This window comes from Streptomyces sp. Root431 (genome assembly GCF_001426585.1).
Lineage (GTDB): Bacteria > Actinomycetota > Actinomycetes > Streptomycetales > Streptomycetaceae > Streptomyces > Streptomyces stackebrandtii.
This window is the reverse complement of record NZ_LMEI01000010.1, coordinates 1-22,388: the sequence shown is the minus strand read 5'-3', so window position 1 is coordinate 22,388 and position 22,388 is coordinate 1. Positions and strand designations below refer to the sequence as shown.

At 70.7% G+C, this 22,388-nt stretch carries 21 protein-coding genes and 1 rRNA gene; 5 read left to right on the top strand and 17 right to left on the bottom strand.

Annotation, left to right across the window (positions count from 1 at the left end):
- Positions 1-62: 62 nt before the first annotated feature.
- Entirely contained in the window at positions 63-1,787 is a 1,725-nt protein-coding gene (lysS, locus tag ASC82_RS17700; RefSeq protein WP_056648718.1) for a lysine--tRNA ligase, read from the bottom strand.
- Positions 1,788-1,976: 189 nt separating this feature from the next.
- On the opposite strand from lysS, the gene argS reads away from it, so the two are divergent.
- Entirely contained in the window at positions 1,977-3,740 is a 1,764-nt protein-coding gene (gene argS, locus ASC82_RS17695) for an arginine--tRNA ligase (protein ID WP_056648716.1), read from the top strand.
- Positions 3,741-3,800: 60 nt separating this feature from the next.
- On the opposite strand, the gene ASC82_RS17690 is transcribed toward argS, so the two are convergent.
- Positions 3,801-4,070, bottom strand: a complete 270-nt coding sequence (locus ASC82_RS17690; RefSeq protein WP_024757862.1) for a DUF1876 domain-containing protein — start codon at positions 4,068-4,070, stop codon at positions 3,801-3,803.
- 110 nt (positions 4,071-4,180) lie between these two features.
- On the opposite strand from ASC82_RS17690, the gene ASC82_RS17685 reads away from it, so the two are divergent.
- A complete protein-coding gene (locus ASC82_RS17685; RefSeq protein WP_056648714.1) occupies positions 4,181-4,957 on the top strand; it encodes a DUF4253 domain-containing protein in 777 nt (258 codons plus the stop codon).
- Here ASC82_RS17685 and hemB read toward each other — a convergent pair.
- From hemB to ASC82_RS17655, 6 genes are all read right to left on the bottom strand, one after another.
- Complete coding sequence (hemB, locus tag ASC82_RS17680) at positions 4,954-5,955, bottom strand: porphobilinogen synthase (RefSeq protein WP_079039333.1); 1,002 nt, start codon at positions 5,953-5,955, stop codon at positions 4,954-4,956. The genes ASC82_RS17685 and hemB overlap by 4 nt on opposite strands.
- A 118-nt stretch (positions 5,956-6,073) precedes the next feature.
- Positions 6,074-7,744: a uroporphyrinogen-III synthase gene (locus ASC82_RS17675; protein WP_056648710.1), complete on the bottom strand. Its 1,671-nt coding sequence runs from the start codon at positions 7,742-7,744 to the stop codon at positions 6,074-6,076.
- Positions 7,741-8,727 (bottom strand): hydroxymethylbilane synthase, encoded by a 987-nt coding sequence (hemC, locus tag ASC82_RS17670; protein WP_056648708.1) that lies wholly within the window; start codon positions 8,725-8,727, stop codon positions 7,741-7,743. Before hemC ends, ASC82_RS17675 begins: the two co-directional genes overlap by 4 nt.
- Positions 8,724-10,088 carry a glutamyl-tRNA reductase gene (locus ASC82_RS17665; protein ID WP_056648706.1) on the bottom strand — a complete coding sequence of 455 codons (1,365 nt, stop codon included), beginning with the start codon at positions 10,086-10,088 and terminating at the stop codon, positions 8,724-8,726. The genes hemC and ASC82_RS17665 overlap by 4 nt, the downstream gene beginning before the upstream one ends.
- Positions 10,085-10,879: a redox-sensing transcriptional repressor Rex gene (locus tag ASC82_RS17660; RefSeq protein WP_056648704.1), complete on the bottom strand. Its 795-nt coding sequence runs from the start codon at positions 10,877-10,879 to the stop codon at positions 10,085-10,087. The genes ASC82_RS17665 and ASC82_RS17660 overlap by 4 nt, the downstream gene beginning before the upstream one ends.
- A 272-nt stretch (positions 10,880-11,151) precedes the next feature.
- Positions 11,152-11,430 (bottom strand): glutaredoxin family protein, encoded by a 279-nt coding sequence (locus ASC82_RS17655; RefSeq protein ID WP_056648701.1) that lies wholly within the window; start codon positions 11,428-11,430, stop codon positions 11,152-11,154.
- Between the two features lie 91 nt (positions 11,431-11,521).
- Between ASC82_RS17655 and ASC82_RS17650 the strand changes: the two genes are divergently transcribed.
- From ASC82_RS17650 to ASC82_RS17640, 3 genes are all read left to right on the top strand, one after another.
- On the top strand, positions 11,522-12,484 hold the full coding sequence (locus tag ASC82_RS17650) for an HAD-IB family hydrolase (RefSeq protein ID WP_056648699.1): 963 nt from the start codon (positions 11,522-11,524) through the stop codon (positions 12,482-12,484).
- 437 nt (positions 12,485-12,921) lie between these two features.
- Complete coding sequence (locus ASC82_RS17645) at positions 12,922-13,713, top strand: ECF subfamily RNA polymerase sigma factor, BldN family (protein ID WP_024757871.1); 792 nt, start codon at positions 12,922-12,924, stop codon at positions 13,711-13,713.
- A gap of 298 nt (positions 13,714-14,011) precedes the next feature.
- Complete coding sequence (locus tag ASC82_RS17640) at positions 14,012-15,271, top strand: DUF5667 domain-containing protein (RefSeq protein WP_056648698.1); 1,260 nt, start codon at positions 14,012-14,014, stop codon at positions 15,269-15,271.
- Positions 15,272-15,340: 69 nt separating this feature from the next.
- On the opposite strand, the gene ASC82_RS17635 is transcribed toward ASC82_RS17640, so the two are convergent.
- The 9 genes from ASC82_RS17635 to rrf form a co-directional block, all read right to left on the bottom strand.
- Positions 15,341-16,453, bottom strand: a complete 1,113-nt coding sequence (locus tag ASC82_RS17635) for a lysophospholipid acyltransferase family protein (protein ID WP_056648696.1) — start codon at positions 16,451-16,453, stop codon at positions 15,341-15,343.
- A 15-nt stretch (positions 16,454-16,468) separates the two neighbouring features.
- The gene (locus ASC82_RS17630) at positions 16,469-17,536 is read right to left on the bottom strand and encodes an NAD-dependent epimerase/dehydratase family protein (RefSeq protein WP_056648695.1); all 1,068 of its coding nucleotides are present in this window, start codon (positions 17,534-17,536) and stop codon (positions 16,469-16,471) included.
- A gap of 138 nt (positions 17,537-17,674) precedes the next feature.
- Entirely contained in the window at positions 17,675-17,773 is a 99-nt protein-coding gene (locus ASC82_RS29570) for an AURKAIP1/COX24 domain-containing protein (RefSeq protein ID WP_003948845.1), read from the bottom strand.
- Positions 17,774-17,937: 164 nt separating this feature from the next.
- Positions 17,938-18,147, bottom strand: a complete 210-nt coding sequence (locus ASC82_RS17625) for a helix-turn-helix domain-containing protein (RefSeq protein WP_015034391.1) — start codon at positions 18,145-18,147, stop codon at positions 17,938-17,940.
- A gap of 127 nt (positions 18,148-18,274) precedes the next feature.
- Positions 18,275-19,090 carry a phosphatase gene (locus ASC82_RS17620; protein ID WP_056649530.1) on the bottom strand — a complete coding sequence of 272 codons (816 nt, stop codon included), beginning with the start codon at positions 19,088-19,090 and terminating at the stop codon, positions 18,275-18,277.
- Positions 19,091-19,183: 93 nt separating this feature from the next.
- On the bottom strand, positions 19,184-20,362 hold the full coding sequence (locus ASC82_RS17615; RefSeq protein WP_056648693.1) for an acetoin utilization protein AcuC: 1,179 nt from the start codon (positions 20,360-20,362) through the stop codon (positions 19,184-19,186).
- Complete coding sequence (locus ASC82_RS17610) at positions 20,331-21,533, bottom strand: MFS transporter (protein ID WP_079039332.1); 1,203 nt, start codon at positions 21,531-21,533, stop codon at positions 20,331-20,333. The genes ASC82_RS17615 and ASC82_RS17610 overlap by 32 nt, the downstream gene beginning before the upstream one ends.
- 43 nt (positions 21,534-21,576) lie before the next feature.
- Positions 21,577-22,224 (bottom strand): HAD family hydrolase, encoded by a 648-nt coding sequence (locus tag ASC82_RS17605; RefSeq protein ID WP_056648688.1) that lies wholly within the window; start codon positions 22,222-22,224, stop codon positions 21,577-21,579.
- Between the two features lie 67 nt (positions 22,225-22,291).
- Positions 22,292-22,388, bottom strand: a 5S ribosomal RNA gene (rrf, locus tag ASC82_RS17600); the annotation flags it as partial.

Sequence of the window (22,388 nt, the reverse complement as noted above, 5' to 3'; positions counted from 1 at the left end):
GCCGCCACCCGGATCCGGGTGGCGGCCCTTTCACATGCTCAGGTACTCACGTACTCACACGCTCACGCGCCGAGGAGCTTCCTCACCCGCTCCGCCCCCACCGCGAGGAGCAGCGTGGGCAGGCGCGGCCCGGTCTCACGGCTGACGAGCAGCTTGTAGAGCAGGGCGAAGAAGGCACGCTGGGCGAGCTTCAGCTCGGGCGTCGGCTTGGCCTCGGGGTCGAGCCCCGCCTGGACCTTCGGGACGCCGTAGACGAGCGTGGTGAGCCCGTCGAGCGACCAGTGGGTGTCCAGGCCCTCCAGGAGCAGCCGCAGCGACTCGCGGCCCTCGTCGTCGAGGGTGCCGAGGAGCTCGGTGTCGGGCTCGTCGCGGACGATGGTGCGCTGGTCGGCCGGGACCTGGTTGGTGATCCAGTTCTCGGCGCGGTCGAGGCGCGGCCGGACCTCGTCCAGGGACGTGACCGGGTTCTCCGGGTCGAGCTCGGTCAGGATCCGCAGGGTCTGCTCGTCGTGGCCGGCCGTGATGTCCATGACCGAGGCGAGCGTGCGGTACGGCAGCGGGCGCGGGGTCCGGGGCAGCTCGCCGGCGGCCGTGCGGGCCGCGCGGGTGTGGGCGGCGGCGTCGGCGGGCAGCACGGAGCCGTCGGCGACCTTGGCCTCCAGCTTGTCCCACTCGTCGTAGAGCCGCTGGATCTCCTGGTCGAAGGCGATCTTGAAGGACTGGTTCGGCTTGCGGCGGGCGTACAGCCAGCGCAGCAGCGGAGCCTCCATGATCTTCAGCGCGTCGGCCGCGGTCGGCACGCCGCCGCGCGAGGACGACATCTTGGCCATGCCGCTGATGCCGACGAAGGCGTACATGGGGCCGATCGGCTGGACGCCGTCGAAGATCTCGCGGACGATCTGGCCGCCGACGACGAAGGAGGAGCCCGGCGAGGAGTGGTCGACGCCGGAGGGCTCGAAGATGACGCCCTCGTAGGCCCAGCGCATCGGCCAGTCGACCTTCCAGACCAGCTTGCCGCGGTTGAACTCGCTGAGCTTCACCGTCTCGGCGAAGCCGCAGTTCGTGCAGGTGTAGGCCAGCTCGGTCGTCTCGTCGTCGTACGACGTGACGGCCGTCAGGTCCTTCTCGCACTGCCCGCAGTACGGCTTGTACGGGAAGTAGCCGGACGTGCCGCCGGAGCCGTCGTCCTCGGCGGCGGCGCCGGAGCCCTCCTCGGCCTCCAGCTCGGCTTCGTCGAGGGGCTTCTGCGACTGCTTCTTCGGGGCCTTCTTCGTCCGGTACTGGTCGAGGATGGCGTCGATGTCGCCGCGGTGCTTCATGGCGTGCAGGATCTGCTCGCGGTAGGCGCCGGCGGTGTACTGCTCGGTCTGGCTGATCGGGTCGTACTCGACGCCGAGCTCGGCCAGCGACTCGACCATGGCGGCCTTGAAGTGCTCGGCCCAGTTGGGGTGGGGCGAGCCGGCCGGGGCCGGGACGGAGGTCAGCGGCTTGCCGATGTGCTCGGCCCAGGACGCGTCGATGCCCTCGATGCCGTTGGGCACCTTGCGGTAGCGGTCGTAGTCGTCCCAGGAGATGAGGTGCCGGACCTCGTACCCGCGGCGGCGGATCTCGTCGGCGACCAGGTGCGGGGTCATGACCTCGCGGAGGTTGCCCAGGTGGATGGGGCCGGACGGGGAGAGACCGGACGCGACGACGACCGGTTTGCCAGGCGCACGTCGCTCCGACTCGGCGATGACCTCGTCCGCGAAACGGGAGACCCAGTCGGTCTCGGTGCTGCTCTGAGCCACGGTCGGTACGTCCTTCTTCCTGAGGGGTCCTGCTGGATGGCCTCGCTGCGGTACAGCCCTACGTGAGCCATTCTCCCAGACGGAAGGACGCACTCCGAGGTTGTCCACAGGCGGAGAAAACACGTTGCTCTCCCATGGGACACTTGACAAGCGAAATAGACCTGACGAACTCAACAGGAACGGAAGCTCATGGCCTCGGTCCCTTCCCTCGCTTCGACCGTGCAGCAGCGCCTCGCGGACGGACTCTCGGCAGCCCTGCCGGAGGCCGCGTCCGCCGACCCGCTGCTGCGACGAAGCGACCGGGCCGATTTCCAGGCCAACGGCATCCTGGCGCTCGCCAAGCAGCTCAAGGGCAACCCCCGCGAGCTGGCGACGAAGGTCGTCGACGCTATTCCGGCGAACGACGTCCTGAAGGAGATCGAGGTCTCAGGCCCCGGCTTCCTGAACATCACGGTGACGGACGCGGCGATCGTCAACACGCTCGCCGCCCGCGCCGCCGACGCCCGGCTCGGCGTGCCGTTCAACGAGTCGGCCGGCACGACGGTCATCGACTACGCCCAGCCGAACGTGGCGAAGGAGATGCACGTCGGCCACCTGCGGTCCGCCGTGATCGGCGCCGCGATGGTCGAGATCCTGGAGTTCACGGGCGAGACGGTGGTCCGCCGCCACCACATCGGCGACTGGGGCACCCAGTTCGGCATGCTCATCCAGTACCTGATCGAGCACCCGCACGAGCTGGACCACAAGACCGAGGGTGACGACGTCTCCGGTGAGGAGGCCATGTCGAACCTCAACCGGCTGTACAAGGCCTCGCGCACGCTCTTCGACTCCGACGAGGAGTTCAAGACGCGCGCGCGTGCCCGGGTCGTCGACCTCCAGGCGGGCGACCCGGAGACGCTGGCCATGTGGCAGCGGTTCGTGGACGAGTCGAAGATCTACTTCTACTCGGTCTTCGAGAAGCTCGACATGGACATCGACGACCCGGACATCGTCGGCGAGTCCGGTTACAACGACATGCTCCACGAGACGTGCCGCCTGCTGGAGGAGTCGGGCGTCGCCGTCCGCTCCGAGGGCGCGCTGTGCGTGTTCTTCGACGACGTCAAGGGCCCCGACGGCAACCCGACGCCGCTGATCGTCCAGAAGTCCGACGGCGGCTTCGGCTACGCGGCGACGGACCTGTCGGCGATCCGCGACCGCGTGGGGAACCTGAAGGCGACCTCCCTGGTGTACGTGGTCGACGCCCGCCAGTCGCTGCACTTCAAGATGGTCTTCGAGACGGCCCGCCGGGCCGGCTGGCTGAACGACGACGTGAAGGCCGTCCAGCTGGCCTTCGGCACGGTCCTCGGCAAGGACGGCAAGCCGTTCAAGACCCGTGAGGGCGAGACGGTCCGGCTGGTGGACCTGCTGGACGAGGCGATCGACCGTGCCTCGGCCGTGGTCCGCGAGAAGGCCCAGGACCTCACGGAGCAGGAGATCGCCGAGCGGGGTACGCAGGTCGGCATCGGCGCGGTGAAGTACGCGGACCTGTCGACGTCGGCGGCCCGTGACTACAAGTTCGACCTGGACCAGATGGTCTCGCTCAACGGCGACACCTCGGTGTACCTGCAGTACGCGTACGCCCGTATCCAGTCGATCCTGCGCAAGGCGGGCGACGCGAAGCCAGCGGCCCACCCGGAGCTGGCCCTCGCGCCCTCCGAGCGGGCCCTCGGGCTGCACCTGGACGCCTTCGGCGAGCTGATCGCCGAGACGGCCGCGGAGTACGCCCCGCACAAGCTCGCCGCGTACCTGTACCAGCTGGCCTCGCACTACACGACGTTCTACTCGGAGTGCCCGGTCCTGAAGGCGGACACCCCCGAGCAGGTCGAGAACCGTCTCTTCCTGTGCGAGCTGACCGCCCGCACGCTCCACCAGGGCATGGCGCTCCTCGGCATCCGGACGCCCGAGCGCCTCTGAGCTGCCGAAACGATGAAGTGAAGCCCCCGGCACGGGGTCACCGTGCCGGGGGCTTCTTCGTCAACGAATGCTGTGCGAGGTCCTGCCCGAGACCTCGTCGATCTCCGTGTGGGCCTTCTGCAGGAGCTGCGAGGCGAGATCCATGAGCGCGCGGGCGCCCGCGATCTCCTCGCCGACCCGCAGCTGATCGGGATCGGAGGGATGCCGGTTGGCCGTGCCGTGGGCCCGGAATTCGGTGCCGTCGCTGAGCCGGACCATGGCCGCCGCCCGCGTCCGGTCGCCCTCCTCCTGGAATTCCATCTCCACATGCCATCCGACGAGCGTGTGCATCATGAGGACCACCTCCAGCGAGGTACCTGTCGGGTACCTCTCCAGAGTGCGCCGCCCGGTGCCGCCCCACCACTCGCCCCCTTGTCAGTGGCGCCCCGTACGTTCTCCGCATGGCGATGATCCCGAACCAGCTGCCTCGGCTCGCAGCCGATCCGACCGGCCGTTCCCTCGGCCTCGACCTGCCGCCCGGCGCCCTCACCGGGCCCCCGGACTCCCCGTACCTCTGGTCGGGACACGGTGCGGCCGGGCCCGCCACCTGGAGCGCGCTGCGCCCGGCGGCCCGCACCGCTGGGCTGCTGCCCGTGCTGCTGGGCGGCGAGTGGAGCCTGGACCGGTGGGAGCTGATGCCGGAGCGGATGAGCGATCCGGCCGACCACGAGGCCGACGAGGTCCTCGCCGGCTTCTGGGACGCGTACGCGTCCGACGAGATACCCGGAAGCGCCGGCTGGCCGGGCCTGGCCCCGGCACAGCCGTACGACATCGACCCCGACAAGGCGGCGGCCACCGTCGCCGAGATGCTGACGGAGCCGGGCTTCTGGCTGGAGGACGCCCGCCCGGCCCTGGTTCCGGCACGGCGCAGCGCGGACATCCCCGCGGTGATCGGCTGGACCGGGCCGCTGAACCACGAGAACGACGTGGCCCGGCTGTGCGCGGTGCTGCGGTCCTGGGAGGACCGCTTCGGGGCCCGTGTCGTCGCGCTCACCTTCGACCAGCTGGTGGTCTCGGTCGCGTCCCCGCCGGAGACGGTGGAGGAGGCCGAGGCGGTGGCGGCGGAGCACTTCGCGTTCTGCCCGGACAACATCGACCAGGGCAGCCACGCGAACCTGCGCGACTACGCCCGGGCGGGGCTGCTGGACAGCCCCGTCTGGACGTTCTGGTGGGACTAGCGGCTGTCCGCCAGCTTCTGCGCGACCTCGGTCGCCCAGTAGGTGAGGATCATCTTCGCGCCGGCGCGCCGGATGCCGGTCAGGGTCTCGAAGATCGCCCGGTCGCGGTCGATCCACCCCTTCTCGGCGGCCGCCTCGACCATCGCGTACTCGCCACTGATCTGGTACGCGGCGACGGGCACGTCCACCGACTCGGCGACCTTGGCGAGCACGTCCAGGTAGGGCCCGGCGGGCTTGACCATCACCATGTCCGCGCCCTCCTCCAGGTCCAGCGCGAGCTCGCGCATCGACTCGCGGAGGTTGGCCGGGTCCTGCTGGTAGGTCTTGCGGTCGCCCTGGAGGGAGGAGCCGACGGCCTCGCGGAAGGGGCCGTAGAAGGCGGAGGAGTACTTCGCGGTGTACGCGAGGATCGCCACGTCCTCCTTGCCGATGGTGTCCAGGGCATCCCGGACGACTCCGACCTGCCCGTCCATCATCCCGGAAGGACCGACCACGTGAACGCCGGCGTCGGCCTGCACCTGGGCCATCTCGGCGTAGCGCTCCAGCGTGGCGTCGTTGTCGACGCGACCGTCGGCGTCGAGGACGCCGCAGTGCCCGTGATCGGTGTACTCGTCGAGACAGAGGTCCGACATGATCACCAGGTCATCGCCGACCTCGGCCCGCACGTCCCGGATGGCGACCTGCAGAATGCCGTCCGGGTCGGTCCCGGCCGTACCGGCGGCGTCCTTCTTCGCGTCCTCGGGAACACCGAAGAGCATGATTCCGGAGACCCCGGCCTCCACCGCCTCCACCGCGGCCTTCCGCAGCGTCTCCCGCGTGTGCTGCACGACGCCGGGCATGGCCGCGATCGGCACGGGCTCGGAAATCCCCTCGCGCACGAACGCGGGAAGGATCAGATCGGCCGGCTGCAACCGCGTCTCGGCAACCATGCGCCGCATGGCAGGCGTCGTCCGCAGCCGCCGCGGCCGCGCCCCGGGAAAGGATCCGTACGAGTTCATAAGCCCGAGGCTACGCCCGCACAAACAGTGGTTTTACCGACACGGTGTTGCCGCGGTACCCGCGCGCAACGCACCGGGGTGCGGACCCCGACGAGGGACCCGCACCCCGAGAAGCCCACTACGTGGTCCGACGCCGCCTCGCGCCAGGCCGCCGCTCGGAAGGCCGAGTGACAGGATCCCCCGCCTCCAGCGCAGCCTCCCGCCGCCGCAGCCCGAAGTCCGCCAGCGCCTCCGCCAGCTTGTGCACGGAAGGCTCGGGCGACAGCACGTCCACCCGCAGCCCGTGCTCCTCGGCCGTCTTGGCCGTGGCGGGACCGATGCACGCGATCACGGTCACGTTGTGCGGCTTCCCGGCGATACCGACCAGGTTCCGCACGGTGGAAGACGACGTAAACAGAACAGCGTCAAAACCGCCGCCCTTGATCGCCTCACGCGTGTCCGCCGGCGGCGGCGACGCCCGTACGGTCCGGTAGGCGGTCACGTCGTCGACCTCCCACCCGAGCTCGATGAGCCCGGCGACCAGCGTCTCGGTCGCGATGTCGGCCCGCGGCAGGAAGACGCGGTCGATCGGGTCGAAAACGGGGTCGTACGGCGGCCAGTCCTCCAGCAGACCCGCGGCCGACTGCTCACCCGACGGCACCAGGTCCGGCTTCACACCGAAGTCGACGAGCGCCGCGGCGGTCTGCTCGCCCACCGCCGCGACCTTGATCCCGGCGAAGGCCCGGGCATCGAGCCCGTACTCCTCGAACTTCTCGCGTACGGCCTTGACCGCGTTCACCGAGGTGAAGGCGATCCACTCGTACCGTCCGGTGACGAGCCCCTTGACCGCCCGCTCCATCTGCTGCGGGGTCCGCGGCGGCTCGACGGCGATGGTCGGCACCTCGTGCGGCACCGCACCGTACGAACGCAGCTGGTCGGAGAGCGAGGCGGCCTGCTCCTTGGTACGCGGCACGAGCACTCGCCACCCGAAGAGCGGCTTCGACTCGAACCACGACAGCTGGTCCCGCTGCGCCGGGGCGCTGCGCTCGCCGACCACGGCTATGACCGGCCGGTGGCCCTCGGGCGAGGGGAGGATCTTGCCCTGCTTGAAGACCTGGGCGATCGTGCCGAGCGTCGCGGTCCACGTCCGCTGGCGGGTGGTCGTACCGGCGATCGTGACGGTGAGCGGGGTGTCCGGCTTACGGCCTGCCGCCACCAGTTCACCGGCAGCCGCGGCCACCGAGTCGAGCGAGGTCGACACGACGACGGTGCCGTCGGAGGCGCCGACCTCGGACCAGCACCGCTCGTCGGCGGTCCTGGCGTCGACGAACCGCACGTCCGTGCCCTGCGCGTCGCGCAGCGGGACACCGGCGTAGGCGGGGACACCGACGGCGGTGGCGACACCGGGGACGACCTCGAAGGGGATGCCCTCGGCGGCGCAGGCGAGCATCTCGGCTCCCGCGTACCCGTCGAGACCGGGGTCGCCGGTCACCGCACGGACGACCCGCCTGCCGCCCCTCGCGGCCTCCATGACAAGATTGGCGGCATCCCTCAACACGGGGACTCCGGCGGCTGTTGACGCCTCGTCAACAACCGTCAGCTCAGGCGTGCTCACCCCCGCGCGCGCATGGTCGCGAACGACCTCGAGCACCTCCGGCTCGGCGATCAGGACGTCCGCGCCCGCGAGGGCCTCGACGGCCCTGAGGGTCAGCAGTCCGGGGTCTCCCGGTCCTGCGCCGAGGAACGTGACGTGCCCGTGGCCGGTGAAGGCCGAGGACACAGGGCTGGTGGTCGGGCGGGTGGGGTTCAAAGTGCTCGCTCCCCCATAAGACCAGCCGCACCCTTGGCGAGCATCTCGTCCGCGAGTTCGCGTCCGAGCGCCATCGCCTCGTCGTGCGAGGTGGGTACGGGACCGGTGGTGGACAGCTGCACCAGCGTCGAGCCGTCGGTGGTGCCGACGACGCCGCGCAGGCGCATTTCGGTGACAACCTGCCCGTGACCGGGGTCGTCGGCCAGCAGGTCGGCGAGCGCACCCACGGGTGCGGAACAGCCGGCCTCCAGGGCGGCGAGCAGGGATCGCTCGGCGGTCACGGCGGCCCGCGTGTGCGGGTCGTCGAGAGCGGCGAGCGTGGCGACGAGCTCGGCGTCGGACGCCGGGCATTCGATCGCCAGGGCCCCCTGGCCGGGGGCGGGCAGGACCGAGTCGACCGACAGGTGGTCGAGCGACAGGGAGCCGGTCAGCTCCGCGGTCCCGCCGATGCGGTTGAGACCGGCCGCGGCGAGAACCACCGCGTCCAGTTCACCGCTGTGTACGTAGCCGACCCGGGTGTCGATGTTCCCCCGGATCGGGACACAGGTGATCTCCAGGCCGTGGCTCCGCGCGTACGCGTGGAGCTGGGCCATGCGACGCGGCGAACCGGTGCCGACGCGGGCACCCTTGGGCAGCCGGTCGAGCGTGACGCCTTCCCGCGCGATCAGCACGTCGCGCGGGTCTTCGCGCTTCGGGATCGCGGCCAGCACGAGCTCGGGGTGCTGGGCGGTCGGCAGGTCCTTCAGCGAGTGGACGGCGAAGTCCACCTCACCGGCGAGCAGCGCGTCGCGGAGGGCGGCGACGAAGACGCCGGTGCCGCCGATCTGCGCGAGGTGCTCCCGGGAGGTGTCCCCGTACGTCGTGATCTCCACGAGCTCGACGGGCCGGCCGGTCAGCTGCCGGACGGCGTCGGCCACGTGCCCGGACTGGGCCATGGCGAGCTTGCTGCGCCTGGTCCCGAGCCTCAGTGCCCTCTCGGTCATACTCGCCCTCGGTTCTTGACGTCGGCGTCATTCAGGTCGGCCCGGCTGACGGATGCCACCGTCTCCGGGTCGAGGTCGAAGAGTGTCCGCAGCGCGTCCGCGTACCCGGCGCCGCCGGGCTCGCTGGCCAGCTGCTTGACCCGCACGGTCGGCGCGTGCAGGAGCTTGTCGACCACGCGTCGCACGGTCTGGGTGATCTCGGCGCGCTGCTTGTCGTCGAGGTCGGGCAGCCGGCCCTCCAGCCGGGCGACCTCGTTGGCCACGACATCGGCGGCCATCGTGCGCAGGGCGACGACGGTCGGGGTGATGTGCGCGGCGCGCTGTGCGGCGCCGAAGGCGGCGACCTCGTCCGAGACGATCCCGCGGACCTGGTCGACGTCGGCGGCCATCGGCGCGTCGGCGGAGGCCTCGGCGAGCGACTCGATGTCGACGAGCCGGACTCCGGGCACCCGGTGCGCGGCGGCGTCGATGTCGCGGGGCATGGCGAGGTCGAGCAGGGCGAGCGGGGTACGGCGGCCCAGTACGGCGGCCTCGACGGCCTCGCCGGTGAGGACGAGTCCGGTGGCGCCGGTACAGGAGACGACGACGTCGGCACGTGTCAGTTCGTCGCCGACGGCAACCATCTCGACCGCGCGTGCGGCCACCCCCGTGCCACCGGGCTCGCTCAGGATCTGGGCGAGCCGCTCGGCGCGGGCCAGGGTGCGGTTGGCGATGACGACCTCGGAGACGCCGGAGCGCGCGAGGGTGGCGGCGGCCAGCGAGGACATCGAACCGGCCCCGATGACGAGGGCCCGCTTGCCCTTGGCCCAGGTGTCGACGTCGGCGTCGCCCGCGCCGTCGGCGAGCTGCTCGAGGCCGAAGGTGACGAGCGACTGCCCGGCCCGGTCGATCCCGGTCTCGCTGTGGGCGCGCTTGCCGACCCTCAGGGCCTGCTGGAACAGGTCGTTGAGGAGGCGTCCCGCCGTGTGCTGCTCCTGGCCGAGCGCGAGGGCGTCCTTGATCTGGCCGAGGATCTGGCCCTCGCCGACGACCATGGAGTCGAGCCCGCACGCCACCGAGAAGAGGTGGTGGACGGCCCGGTCCTCGTAGTGCACGTAGAGATAAGGAGTGAGCTCCTCCAGGCCGACGCCGCTGTGCTGCGCGAGCAGCGTGGACAGCTCGGCGACACCGGCGTGGAACTTGTCCACGTCGGCGTAGAGCTCGATGCGGTTGCAGGTGGCCAGGACGGTGCCCTCGGCGGCCGGCTCGGCGGCGAGGGTGTCCTGGAGGAGCTTGATCTGGGTGTCCCCCGACAGCGCGGCCCGCTCCAGGATGGAGACCGGGGCGCTGCGGTGGCTCAGCCCGACGACGAGGAGGCTCATGCCGGCATCACGGCGGGGACGTCCCCGTCGGGTCCCTTGCGGCTGCTGCCCCCGGTGCGGGCGGCGGGCGGCGCGGTGGGCGCACCCGTCTCCGTACCCGCCTCCGGGCCGCTCTCGGCGCCCGCCTCCTCGCCGGCCTTCCGCTGCTCGTGGAAGGCGAGGATCTGGAGCTCGATGGAGAGGTCGACCTTGCGCACGTCCACGCCGTCGGGCACGGAGAGCACGGTCGGGGCGAAGTTCAGGATGGAGGTGACCCCGGCGGCCACGAGCCGGTCGCAGACCTGCTGGGCGACGCCGGCGGGGGTCGCGATGACGCCGATGGAGACGCCGTCCTCGCTGATGATCTTCTCGAGGTCGTCGCTGTGCTGGACGGGGATCCCGGCGACCGGCTTGCCGGTCATGGCGGGGTCGGCGTCGATCAGCGCGGCGACCCGGAAGCCACGGGAGGCGAAGCCGCCGTAGCCGGCGAGCGCGGCGCCGAGGTTACCGATGCCGACGATGACGACCGGCCAGTCCTGGGTGAGCCCCAGCTCACGGGAGATCTGGTAGACGAGGTACTCGACGTCGTAGCCGACACCACGGGTGCCGTACGAGCCGAGGTAGCTGAAGTCCTTGCGCAGCTTCGCGGAGTTGACGCCCGCGGCGGCCGCGAGCTCCTCGGAGGAGACCGTGGGTACGGAGCGCTCCGAGAGCGCGGTCAGTGCGCGCAGATACAGCGGAAGCCGGGCGACGGTGGCCTCGGGAATTCCTCGGCTACGGGTCGCCGGTCGGTGAGTTCGGCCAGTTGCCACGGTGCTCCTGCGGGATGAGCGGGGCTGCAGGCGGCCGTATGTCCCAAGACCGCCCCGTCGAATGCAGGCTATGTCTTTGTGAACGCGTGCACAAAGATGGTGTCCGTTTTGTCCGGCCAAAGTGACCGGGGTCACGCGGCTGGTTCCCATCGTCATGGAACCGCGGAGCAGGTCAGAGCGTTGAGATCCCGAAGGGGGCAAAACCGCACACACTCCTCACGATGCCGCCCCCGAAACCCAACAAAACGTCCACGATGGTAACCGCCTTTCGGTCACACACCCAGTTCGCGCCGGAGACGCCCAGGGTCCACGCGCCAGAAGGTGTGCTGTTCGCCATCGATCAGAACGACGGGGATCTGCTCCCAGTACGCCCGATGGAGCTCCTCGTCGAGCGTGATGTCCTTCTCCTCCCATCGTGCCCCCGTTTCGGCACACACGGCCTCGATCACCGCCCGGGCGTCGTCGCAGAGGTGACATCCCGGCTTGCCGATCAGCGTCACGGTGCGCGATGCGGCGTCCTTCTTCTTCGTCCGTCCGAACATGACGTCCATTCTGTCCAATTAACAGGGGAGCCCCGCAGTGTTCACGCCCCGGCATCGTCACAAGTCGGGAAGTACCGAACAGACTGGCTATGCTCACGGCATGGCCGCTCTGGGATGGCTCACCCCTCGTAGGCGCTCCGCCACCGCGCGCAGCGTCCTCGCAGGCGAGGCCGCTGCCGAGGCAGCGCGGAAGTCCTCGCTCCAGCTGGAAAGGGAGCGGGAGGAGGAAGCCGCCGCGACAGCGGCCGCGGAGCCCACCGCCCCGGCGGAACCGGAGTTCCCGGTCGTCGGCGACGTCCAGGCAGCCGCCTTCTTCGACCTCGACAACACCGTGATGCAGGGCGCCGCGATCTTCCACTTCGGCCGCGGCCTGTACAAGCGGAAGTTCTTCCAGCGCCGCGAACTCGCCCGCTTCGCCTGGGCGCAGGCCTGGTTCCGGATCGCCGGCGTCGAGGATCCCGAGCACATGCAGGACGCCCGCGACAGCGCGCTGTCCATCGTCAAGGGCCACCGCGTCTCCGAACTGATGTCGATCGGCGAGGAGATCTACGACGAGTACATGGCCGACCGCATCTGGCCCGGCACCCGCGGCCTCGCCCAGGCGCACCTGGACGCGGGCCAGAAAGTCTGGCTCGTCACGGCCGCCCCGGTCGAGACGGCCACGATCATCGCCCGGCGACTCGGCCTGACCGGCGCGCTCGGCACGGTCGCCGAGTCCGTCGACGGCGTCTATACGGGCAAGTTGGTCGGCGAGCCCCTGCACGGACCGGCCAAGGCCGAGGCGGTACGGGCCCTCGCCGCCGCCGAGGGCCTCGACCTGAGCCGCTGCGCCGCCTACAGCGACTCGCACAACGACATCCCGATGCTCTCGCTCGTCGGGCACCCGTACGCGATCAACCCGGACACCAAGCTGCGCAAGTACGCGAAGGCCCGGGAGTGGCGACTGCGCGACTACCGGACCGGCCGCAAGGCCGCCAAGGTCGGCATCCCCGCCGCCGCGGGCCTGGGCGCGCTGGCCGGCGGCACCGCCGCCGCGGTCGCCCTGCACCGCCGCCGCCACTGACGCGTCCGGCGGCCACCGGCCACCCGGCGCGCCGCCGCTCTGCCGATACGTTTCGGCTGCGATCATCTGCGACAACCCCGGACCAGCGGCCCTCACCCGTACGTGGTCGAACAGCACCGCACAGGTCGACTCCCAGGCATTCCGGGCTCCTTACCCAGCAGCGGCCCCGATCACTCCCCCGTTCTGCACTTGAGCACAACGCAACGCCCGCGCAGTCACACTCGGAAGCAATCCGATCAACAACCGGTCACGAACAGTGGCCAGTTACGACTGCAAGCAGTAACGGAAACGACGTAATCGGTGATTTGAGCAACTGGGTGTAGCGCTGCCTGTACGAAGCGTTATTCTCCTCAGACGCACAAAGGACCCCTCCCGTCGCCACGACGAGTGAACGGTCCCGCACTGCACGTGATGGAAGCTCTGCCTCTGGGAGTCCCGTGTACCCACACGTCGGGGTTGACACCTCGGGCCTGGCTACGCTGCGCGCAACGGTCCTCGACCACTTGCGCGGCTTCGTCCCCACCGCGTACGCCGGCCCTGTCCCCGCCTTCGCCTTCGCCTCACCGGCACCCGCCGGCCCTTGCTATGCCCTGGCCGACGGCAGCGCCGCCGTGGGCAGACGGGGAACCCGCGGCGGCGCCGGAACCTCGACCGCCGCCCGCCGACCCACCGCCGACAGCGACAGCGCTCGCATGATGGACCTGGTCGAGCGCGCCCAGGCCGGCGAGGCCGACGCCTTCGGACGCCTGTACGACCAGTACAGCGACACCGTCTACCGCTACATCTACTACCGCGTCGGCGGGAAGGCGACAGCGGAGGACCTGACCAGCGAGACGTTCCTGCGCGCCCTGCGCCGGATCTCCACCTTCACCTGGCAGGGCCGCGACTTCGGCGCATGGCTCGTCACCATCGCCCGCAACCTCGTCGCCGACCACTTCAAGTCCAGCCGCTTCCGCCTCGAGGTCACCACCGGCGAGATGCTCGACGCCAACGAGGTTGAGCGCAGCCCCGAGGACTCCGTCCTGGAGTCCCTCTCCAACGCGGCACTCCTCGACGCGGTCCGCCGCCTCAACCCCCAGCAGCAGGAGTGCGTGACCCTGCGCTTCCTCCAGGGCCTCTCGGTCGCCGAGACCGCCCGCGTCATGGGGAAGAACGAGGGCGCGATCAAGACCCTCCAGTACCGGGCCGTCCGCACCCTGGCCCGCCTCCTCCCGGACGACGCACGCTGACCGGTCCGCGCCCCCCACACGCGCCCCCACACTCCGGTCCACGCCCCGTCCCCCACATCTCCCCCCACATCCCCTCGACCCCCGAACAACTCACAGTCGGTGACGCCTCGGTGACGCACTGGTCCGATCATCTTTCGCGCGTAACCCAAGTGCCGCGCCGCTCGTTGTGCGGAATGCAGGCTCCCTGTGGTCACGCCATGCCCGCAGCCACTCACTCGTTCGTGTGGATGTGTTCAAGGTGTGCAACCTTCCGGACACCCCGGGGAGTCGACCGTCATGACGAGAGGAGGTGCCGCCAGTGATCGCGAACGTATCGGCGCACCGGCGGGCGAACGCCTTCGCCCAGGCCCTGGAGGACCAGGCAGCCGAGGGCGCGGCAGCCGAACCGTCCGAAGCTCCAGCCGAACCGGCGGAGCAGGGGCGGCTGTTGACCTTGGCGAACGGCCTCGGTGAGCTACCGAAGCCACAGCTGGACCCCGAGGTCAAAGTGGTGCAGCGAGCGCAGCTCGTCGCCGCCATGGAAGCGATGCTCATGGAGGGCAGCGCGGCCGGGGGCCCAACGGTGCCGGAACAACGCGCACCGGGCGCCAAGGGAGCCCACCGGGCGTCCCCGCTCCGCAAGCTCCGCCCCCGATCCCGCTGGACCAAGGGCCTCGCCGCCGGCGGTCTCACGGTCGGTGTGGCCGCGGGGGCCTTCGGCGGAGTGGCCGCTGCCAGCTCCGACGCCCTCCCCGGCGACTCGCTCTACGGGCTCAAGCGGGGCATGGAGGACATCAAGCTCGGCATGGCGGATGACGACGCGGACCGCGGCGGCATCTACCTCGACCAGGCGTCCACCCGGCTCAGCGAGGCCCGCAGGCTCATGGAGCGGGGCCGCTCCGGCGACCTCGACCACGAGTCGCTCACCGAGATCCGCCGTGTCCTGGGCGGAATGAAGCACGACGCCAGCGAAGGCCACCGCCTGCTCCGGCAGGCGTACGAGCGAGACGGCGAGATCGGCCCGATGGCCCGGCTCAACTCCTTCGCCCAGGCCCACCGGGACACCTGGAACGGCCTCCGCGACCGGCTTCCCGTCCAGCTTTCGGACGTCGGCACCGAGGTGACCGGGGTCTTCGACGCCATGGACGACGAGGTCGAACCCCTCCAGTCGGTGCTTCCCCGCACCCTGGAGAAGGGCGCGGTCACCACACAGAGCCCGACCCGCGGGACCGGCACCCCGCAGGACACGCAGCAACCGGACACCCAGAGTCCGTCGTCCACCCACGAGGCGCCGCCCACCGGCAGCTCCTCCGCCCCGCCCCGCCCGTCCGGTCCCACCCCGAGCACCGGTACGAGCACGAGCGCGAGCACGGACAGCGGCAGCACCGCATCACCGGAGGACGACGGTCTCCTCGGCGGCGACACCGGCGGGCTGCTCCAGCAGCCGACCCCGACCGGCCCGCCGACGGCACCCTCACCCACGACCCCGACACCCCCCGACGTGCCGGACGTGACCCTTCCGCCACTCCTGCCGGGCCTGCTACCAGGCCTCGGCATCGACAGCGAGGACGCTCGCTAGCAAGAGTTGAGGGGCGCCCCACGGACGGGGGCGCCCCTCAACTCTGTCCTCTGAAGAACTCAGAAGAACTCAGAAGAACACCGACCGCCTCTGCACCAACAACTTGTACAGCGTGTGCTGTATCTGCTCCCTGACCTGGTCCGTCAGGTTGAACATCAGCATCGGGTCCTCCGCCGCCTCCGGCGCGTACCCGTCCGTCGCGATCGGCTCGCCGAACTGGATCGTCCACTTCGTCGGCAGCGGCAGCGCCCCGAGCGGCCCCAGCCACGGGAAGGTCGGAGTGATCGGGACGTACGGGACGCCGAGCACCCGCGCCAGCGTCTTCGCGTTCCCGATCATCGGGTAGATCTCCTCCGCCCCCACGATCGAGCAGGGCACGATCGGCACCCCCGCCCGCAGCGCCGTCGAGACGAAGCCGCCCCGCCCGAACCGCTGGAGCTTGTACCGCTCCGAGAACGGCTTCCCGATGCCCTTGAAGCCCTCGGGCATCACGCCGACGATCTCACCGGACCGCAGCAGCCGCTCCGCGTCCTCCGCGCAGGCCAGGGTGTGCCCCGCCTTCCGCGCCAGATCGTTGACCACCGGCAGGACGAAGACCAGGTCCGCCGCGAGCAGCCGCAGATGCCGCCCCGCCGGGTGCCGGTCGTGGACGGCGACCTGCATCATCAGCCCGTCCAGCGGCAAGGTCCCCGAGTGGTTGGCGACGATCAGGGCCCCGCCCTTGTCGGGGATGTTCTCGATGCCCTTCACCTCGACCCGGAAGTACTTCTCGTACAGCGGGCGCAGCAGCGACATCAGGACCTGGTCGGTGAGCTCCTCGTCGTAGCCGAACTCGTCGACCTCGTACTCACCCGTGATCCGCCGCCGCAGGAACGCGAGTCCGCCGGCGAGCCGCCGCTCCCACCCCCCGGCACGGGCTCCGGCCCCGGCGTCGACACCGCTCCCGGCCTCGGCGCCGCTCGCGGCCTCCGCACCCGAAGCGCCACCGCCACCGCCACCGCCACCGCCCCCAGCAGCCGCATCGGCACCAGGAAGCCCCTCCGCGGCCTCCTCCGGCCCAGGAGGGCCCTGCTGAGCCCCCGGGAGGGCCCGTACGGCCGCCGCCTCCCCGTCGGCCCGGCTGGGCCGACGACGGGCCCGCGAACGGTCGTCGTCGAACGGAATGACCTTGGCGTCCGCCATCGCTGTCCGGTCTCCTCAGGCGCCGTGGTGAAGTGGATCGGTGGTGTCGGTGGTGACCGGGGCGAGCCGGCCGGCGAGCCGGTCCACCGCCCCGGCGAGCATCTCCGGCGGCAGGAGACCCGGCCCCCTGCTGCCCGCGAAGTCGGCGAAGGTCTCCGCCGTCGTGAAGCGCGGCGAGAAGCCGAGGACCTCGCGCATCTGCACCGTCGAGACGACCCGGCCGTGCGTCAGCAGCCGGATCTGCTCGGGCGCGAAATCGGTGATCCCGACCGTGCGCAGTGCCGTCCCCACCCAGGTGACGGCGGGCAGCAGCACAGGGACCGTCGGCCGCCCGAGCCGCCGCGCGCACTGGGAGAGCAGCAGGACCCCGTCCCCGGCGATGTTGAACGTGCCGCTGTTCAGGGTGGCCCTGCGGGGCTCGTGCGCCGCGAGGCGCAGGACGTCGATCACGTCGTCCTCGTGGACGAACTGGAGCCTCGGGTCGTAGCCGAGCACGGTCGGCATGACCGGCAGCGACAGGTACTCGGCCAGCGGGGAGTCGACCCGCGGCCCGAGGATGTTCGCGAAGCGCAGCACGCACACGGCCACGTCAGGCCGGCGCCGGGCGAATCCCCGCACGTATCCCTCGACCTCGACGGCGTCCTTGGCGAAGCCCCCGCTCGGCAGCGACTTCGCCGGGGTGGTCTCGGTGAAGACCGCCGGGTCGCGCGGCGCGGAGCCGTAGACGCTCGTACTCGACTTGATCACGAGCCGCTTGATCCGCGGCGACTTCTGGCACGCCCCGAGGAGCTGCATGGTGCCGATGACGTTGGTCTCCTTGACCGACGTACGGCCGCCGGCGCCGAGCGCCGTCCCGGTGACGTCCATGTGGACGACCGTGTCGACCTCGTGCTCGGCCAGGACCTTAGCGATCGCCGGGCGGCGGATGTCCGCCCGTACGAACTCGGCGGCGCCGAGCTGGTGCGCCGGGTCGACGGCGTCCACCGCGACCACCCGCTCCACTTCCGGGTCCCGCTGGATCCGCCGCACGAAACGGCCCCCGAGGTGCCGGGCGGCACCGGTGACGAGCACGACCCTGCCCAAGATCAGCGCCTTCCGTCCGTCTTCCGTTGGTCGCCACCGTAGCGCCTCCATATTTCGGCGCGAATAAAGCGTGGCCCTCCACCGCGAACGGTGAAGGGCCACGCCTGACGCACGAATCGCTGCGGTGCAGCGGTCGCCTTACTTCTTGTTGCGACGCTGAACGCGCGTGCGCTTAAGCAGCTTGCGGTGCTTCTTCTTCGCCATCCGCTTGCGCCGCTTCTTGATAACAGAGCCCACGACTACCCTCGCTCACTTCTCGGAACATCCCCGCCTCCCGGCGGGGATCGGTGCGGGGCGTCTGGGCCCACACGACCTACGTCGGCCTAGCCTACCGTCCCGAGCACCGCGCTTGTAATCCGAGGGCCGTACGTGACTTTCCCGGCTTTCCGGCCGCGCGCTCGCTACGCGGTCCCCACCCCCACGAAGGACTCCCTCAGGTACTCGTGAACCGCCTGTTCCGGCACCCGGAAGGACCTGCCCACCCGGATCGCCGGCAGATGACCGCTGTGCACCAAGCGGTACACGGTCATCTTCGACACGCGCATCACCGAGGCGACTTCCGCCACGGTCAGAAACTTGACCTCGTTGAGAGGTCGCTCGCCAGCAGCCATGACCCACCTGTACCTTCCGCCGCGACGCCCACCGGCTTCCCCTCCGGTGACTCTTCGTCGCCGAGCGCTCACTCGCCAGACTAGGGGCGGGTGGTACGAGTGGGGAAGAGGAGCTGCCATCGGCCGTTTACCGTGACAGACACGCTCGATTGAGTACATAGCGCGTGAGCGGACGGTAGTAGTCGGAGCGCACGCCGTCATCAAGCGGAACGGCCACCGACACCTGCCCCTCCGCCTCACCGACGAACAGCGCCGGATCATCCGTATCGGCCAGACCGATGGCCTCGATACCCAGCTGACCTGCACCGCAGACCCATCCGTGGTCCCCCACCACCAGCTCCGGCAGCGGCCCGCCACCCTCGGCCGCGCTTTCGAGCGCGGCCCTAACCGGCAGCGCGGAGTGCGAGTGCGCCCCCGGCTCGCGGCCACTCCCCGACAGCCCGGGCTCCCGCACCAACGCGACCCCCCGTACGTAGTCGAGGAGGTACGTACGTACGCCGAACCGGGTCGTTATGTCGACACATCGCCCCTGCGCCGGGGTGAGGACAAGACATCCCGCCGCCGACAAAGCGTCTGCAAGCGCGACGTAGAAACCGAGCAGACGGTGCGGATGACCCGTCCCGAACAGCACCGGAACCCGTCGAGCGGCCGCCGCCCCCAACCGCGCCGCGAAGGCGTCGAGCCCCCTCAACGTACGTTCGGGATCGATGACGTCGAGCCCCGACCGGTGCGCCGGATCCCCCGACACCCCGCACTTGTCGGCCATCAGCCGCAGCAGATCCGCCTCACCCCACCCCCAGGCCGGATCGAGCCCCAGCAGCACCCGCGGATCACGCGCGGCGAAGAGCCGATAGCTCCGCAGACTCTCCTCCCGCGACGTCGCCACGGTCCCCGCCAACCCCGCCGCCAAAAGATGCGCCCGCAGCGCCCCGGTACTCAACACCCTCCCGATGCTGCCGGAACACACCGCCCCCGGAGCCGAAACCTCCAGGACAGTGCACAGTCGGCGTAACGCACGAGGAGGCGTTCCCACCCCCTAGGGAAGCAGCCCCCGCAGGGGGAAGGCAGCCTTCCGCGTCGCGAGCACCGCCTGGTCCAGACGGTCCGCCGGGTCGTACCCCCCGGCCCAGTCCCGGAAGCCCACCGGCCACCGCCCGTCCGTCATCCGCGCCGGCCCCAACTGCCGCGTCCGCGCGTACACCTCGTCCCGCCAGGACGACGGGATCACGGACTCCGGATCCACCGGGGCATGCGCCGCGATGCCCACCAGATGCGTCCACGACCGCGGTACGACATCGACCACCGCGTACCCGCCACCGCCGAGCGCGACCCACTTCCCGCCCTCGACGTACTCGTGCGCCAGGTCGTGGCAGGCCGACTGCACGGACCGCTGCGCGTCCAGCGACACCGCCAGATGGGCGAGCGGGTCCTCGAAGTGCGTGTCCGCCCCGTGCTGCGTCACGAGCACCTGCGGCCGGAAGTCCGCGATCAGCTCCGGCACCACCGCGTGGAAGGCCCGCAGCCACCCCGCGTCACCCGTCCCGGCCGGCAGCGCCACGTTCACGGCCCCGCCTTCGCCCGGCCCCGCCGCACCCGTCTCCTCCGGCCACCCCGTCTGCGGGAACAGCGTCCGCGGATGCTCGTGCAGCGAGATCGTCAGGACCCGCGGATCCTCCCAGAACGCCGCCTGCACCCCGTCGCCGTGGTGCACGTCCACATCCACGTACGCCACCCGCTCCGCCCCCAGCTCCAGGAGACGGGCGATGGCCAGCGACGCGTCGTTGTAGATGCAGAACCCGGACGCGCTCCCCGGCATCGCGTGGTGCAGCCCGCCCGCGAAGTTCACCGCGTGCGCGGCCTCCCCGCGCCACACCGCCTCCGCCGCCCCGACCGACTGCCCCGCGATCAGCGCCGACGCCTCGTGCATCCCGGCGAACGCCGGATCGTCGACCGTCCCGAGCCCGTACGCCTGGTCGGCATGGCGCGGATCCACCGAGGCCGCCCGCACCGCCGCCACATAGTCCTCACGGTGCACGAGCCGCAGGGTCGAGTCCCCCGCCGGCGGCGCCGCGACCACGTCCACGGCCCGGTCGAGCCCGTACGCCCGCACCAGCCCCATGGTCAGCGCGAGCCGTACCGGATCCATCGGATGCTCGGACCCGAAGTCGTACTGCGTGACAGCTTCATCCCACATCAACAGTGCGCGGCCGCTCATGACCGCCACCGTATCGGGCCTCTCGCGCGCCGAACGACGTGGCGTACACCACCGTCACCAGGACCAGCACCATCGGCACCAGCATCGCCCCGCGATAGCTCCAAGCGTCCCCGAGCGCCCCCACCAACGGCGACCCCACGAGGAACCCGACGTAGTTGAAGACGTTGAGCCGCGCCACCGCCGCGTCACTCGCCCCCGGGAACAACCTGCCCGCCGCGGCGAAGGTCTGCGGCACGATCACGCTCAACCCGAGCCCCAGCAGGGTGAATCCGGCGATCCCCGCCCACGCCCCCGGCGCCACGGCCACCGCCGCGAACCCCAGCGCCGCGAGCACCGCCCCGCACCGGACGACGGTCGCGGCCCCCAGCTTCCGCACCCCGAAGTCGCCCACCGCACGGCCCAGAAGCGTCGTCACCATGTACGCGTTGTACGGCACGGTCGCCAGCTCCTCCGAACTGCCGAGCACGTCCTGGAGGTACTTGGCACTCCAGTTGGAGACGGTGGAGTCCCCTATGTACGCGAAGGTCATGACGAGACAGAGCGGCAGCAGCAACGCGAAGGCGACCCGGCTCCCCGCGCTCTCCCCCGCGTCCTTCTCCATCGGCCGGTCCTCCCCGGCCACGTACCACCGGCTGCCCACGAAGGCGACGGGCAGCAGCAGCGCCACGACCGGCAGATACGACACGAACAGCGACAGGTGCCAGTGCGCCCCCACCCAGGCCAGCGAGGCACCCGCGATCCCCCCGAGGCTGTACGAGGCGTGGAACCCGAGCATGATGCTCCGCCCGTACGCCCGCTGAAGGCTCACCCCCAGCATGTTCATGGAGGCGTCCAGGGCCCCCACAGCAAGCCCGAAGACCCCGAGGGCGAGCGCCGCCTCCCACAGCTCCGTACCGGCCCCCACCGCCAGGAGGGCCAGCAGGACGACGGGCTGAGCCCACCGCAGCACCACCGCGGGACCCACCCGGGCGACGACCTTCTCGGTCGCGACGCTCGCCACGCCCGCCAGGATCGGCACGGCGGCGAGGAAGGCCGGCAGCAGCGCGTCCGAGATCCCGTACCGGTCCTGTATCCCCGGTATTCGGGTCACGAGCAGGGCGAACGTGACCCCCTGTACGAAGAAACTGACCGCCAGGGATCCCCGCCCACGCCGCAACCGCGCATCTGTCATGGCGGCACAGCGTAGGGCCGGGACCTACTGATGGGTAGATGGATCACAGACCCAATGTCGCCGGGAGCTCGTCCATCGTCCCGAAGAACCCCGTGGCGCCGGCGAGCTTCTCCTCGGGCGTCATCGCCGTGAACCCGTACACGTCCATCCCGGCCGCGACGGCGGCCTGGACCCCGAGCCGGCTGTCCTCGACGACCACACACCGCTCCGGAGCCACCCCCATCCGCGCGGCCGCGTGCAGGAACAGGTCCGGCTCGGGCTTGCCCCGACCCACGTCCTCGGCGCTGAAGACGTTGTCGTCCCGGAACCACGCGTCGAGCCCGGTCTTCCGATGCCCCACCCGAATCCGCTCATGACTCCCGGACGAGGCCACACAGTACGGAACCCCGGCCGCGACCAGCCCCTTGAGCACCTCCGCGGCCCCGCGCACGGCCTCGAGCTCCCTCTCGAAGGCGGCGAAGACCCGCGCGTGGAACGTCTCGTCGAAGTCCGCGGGCAGCCGCTCCCCCGTCCGCTCCTCGACCAGCTCGTGAATCCGGTGCATCGCGGATCCCATGTAGTCCCGCACCGACTCCTCGTACGAGGTCGGGTGCCCGAGCTCCGTGAGATAGCCGGCGAGGAGCGTATTGGAAATCGGCTCGCTGTCCACGAGCACACCGTCGTTGTCGAAGATGACCAAGTCGTATCGCATGGACAAAGCCTAGAACGCAAAAATGCCTCAACCCCCGGACAGAGTCCGGGGGTTGAGGCTAAAAATTGTTCGGCGGCGTCCTACTCTCCCACAGGGTCCCCCCTGCAGTACCATCGGCGCTGAAAGGCTTAGCTTCCGGGTTCGGAATGTAACCGGGCGTTTCC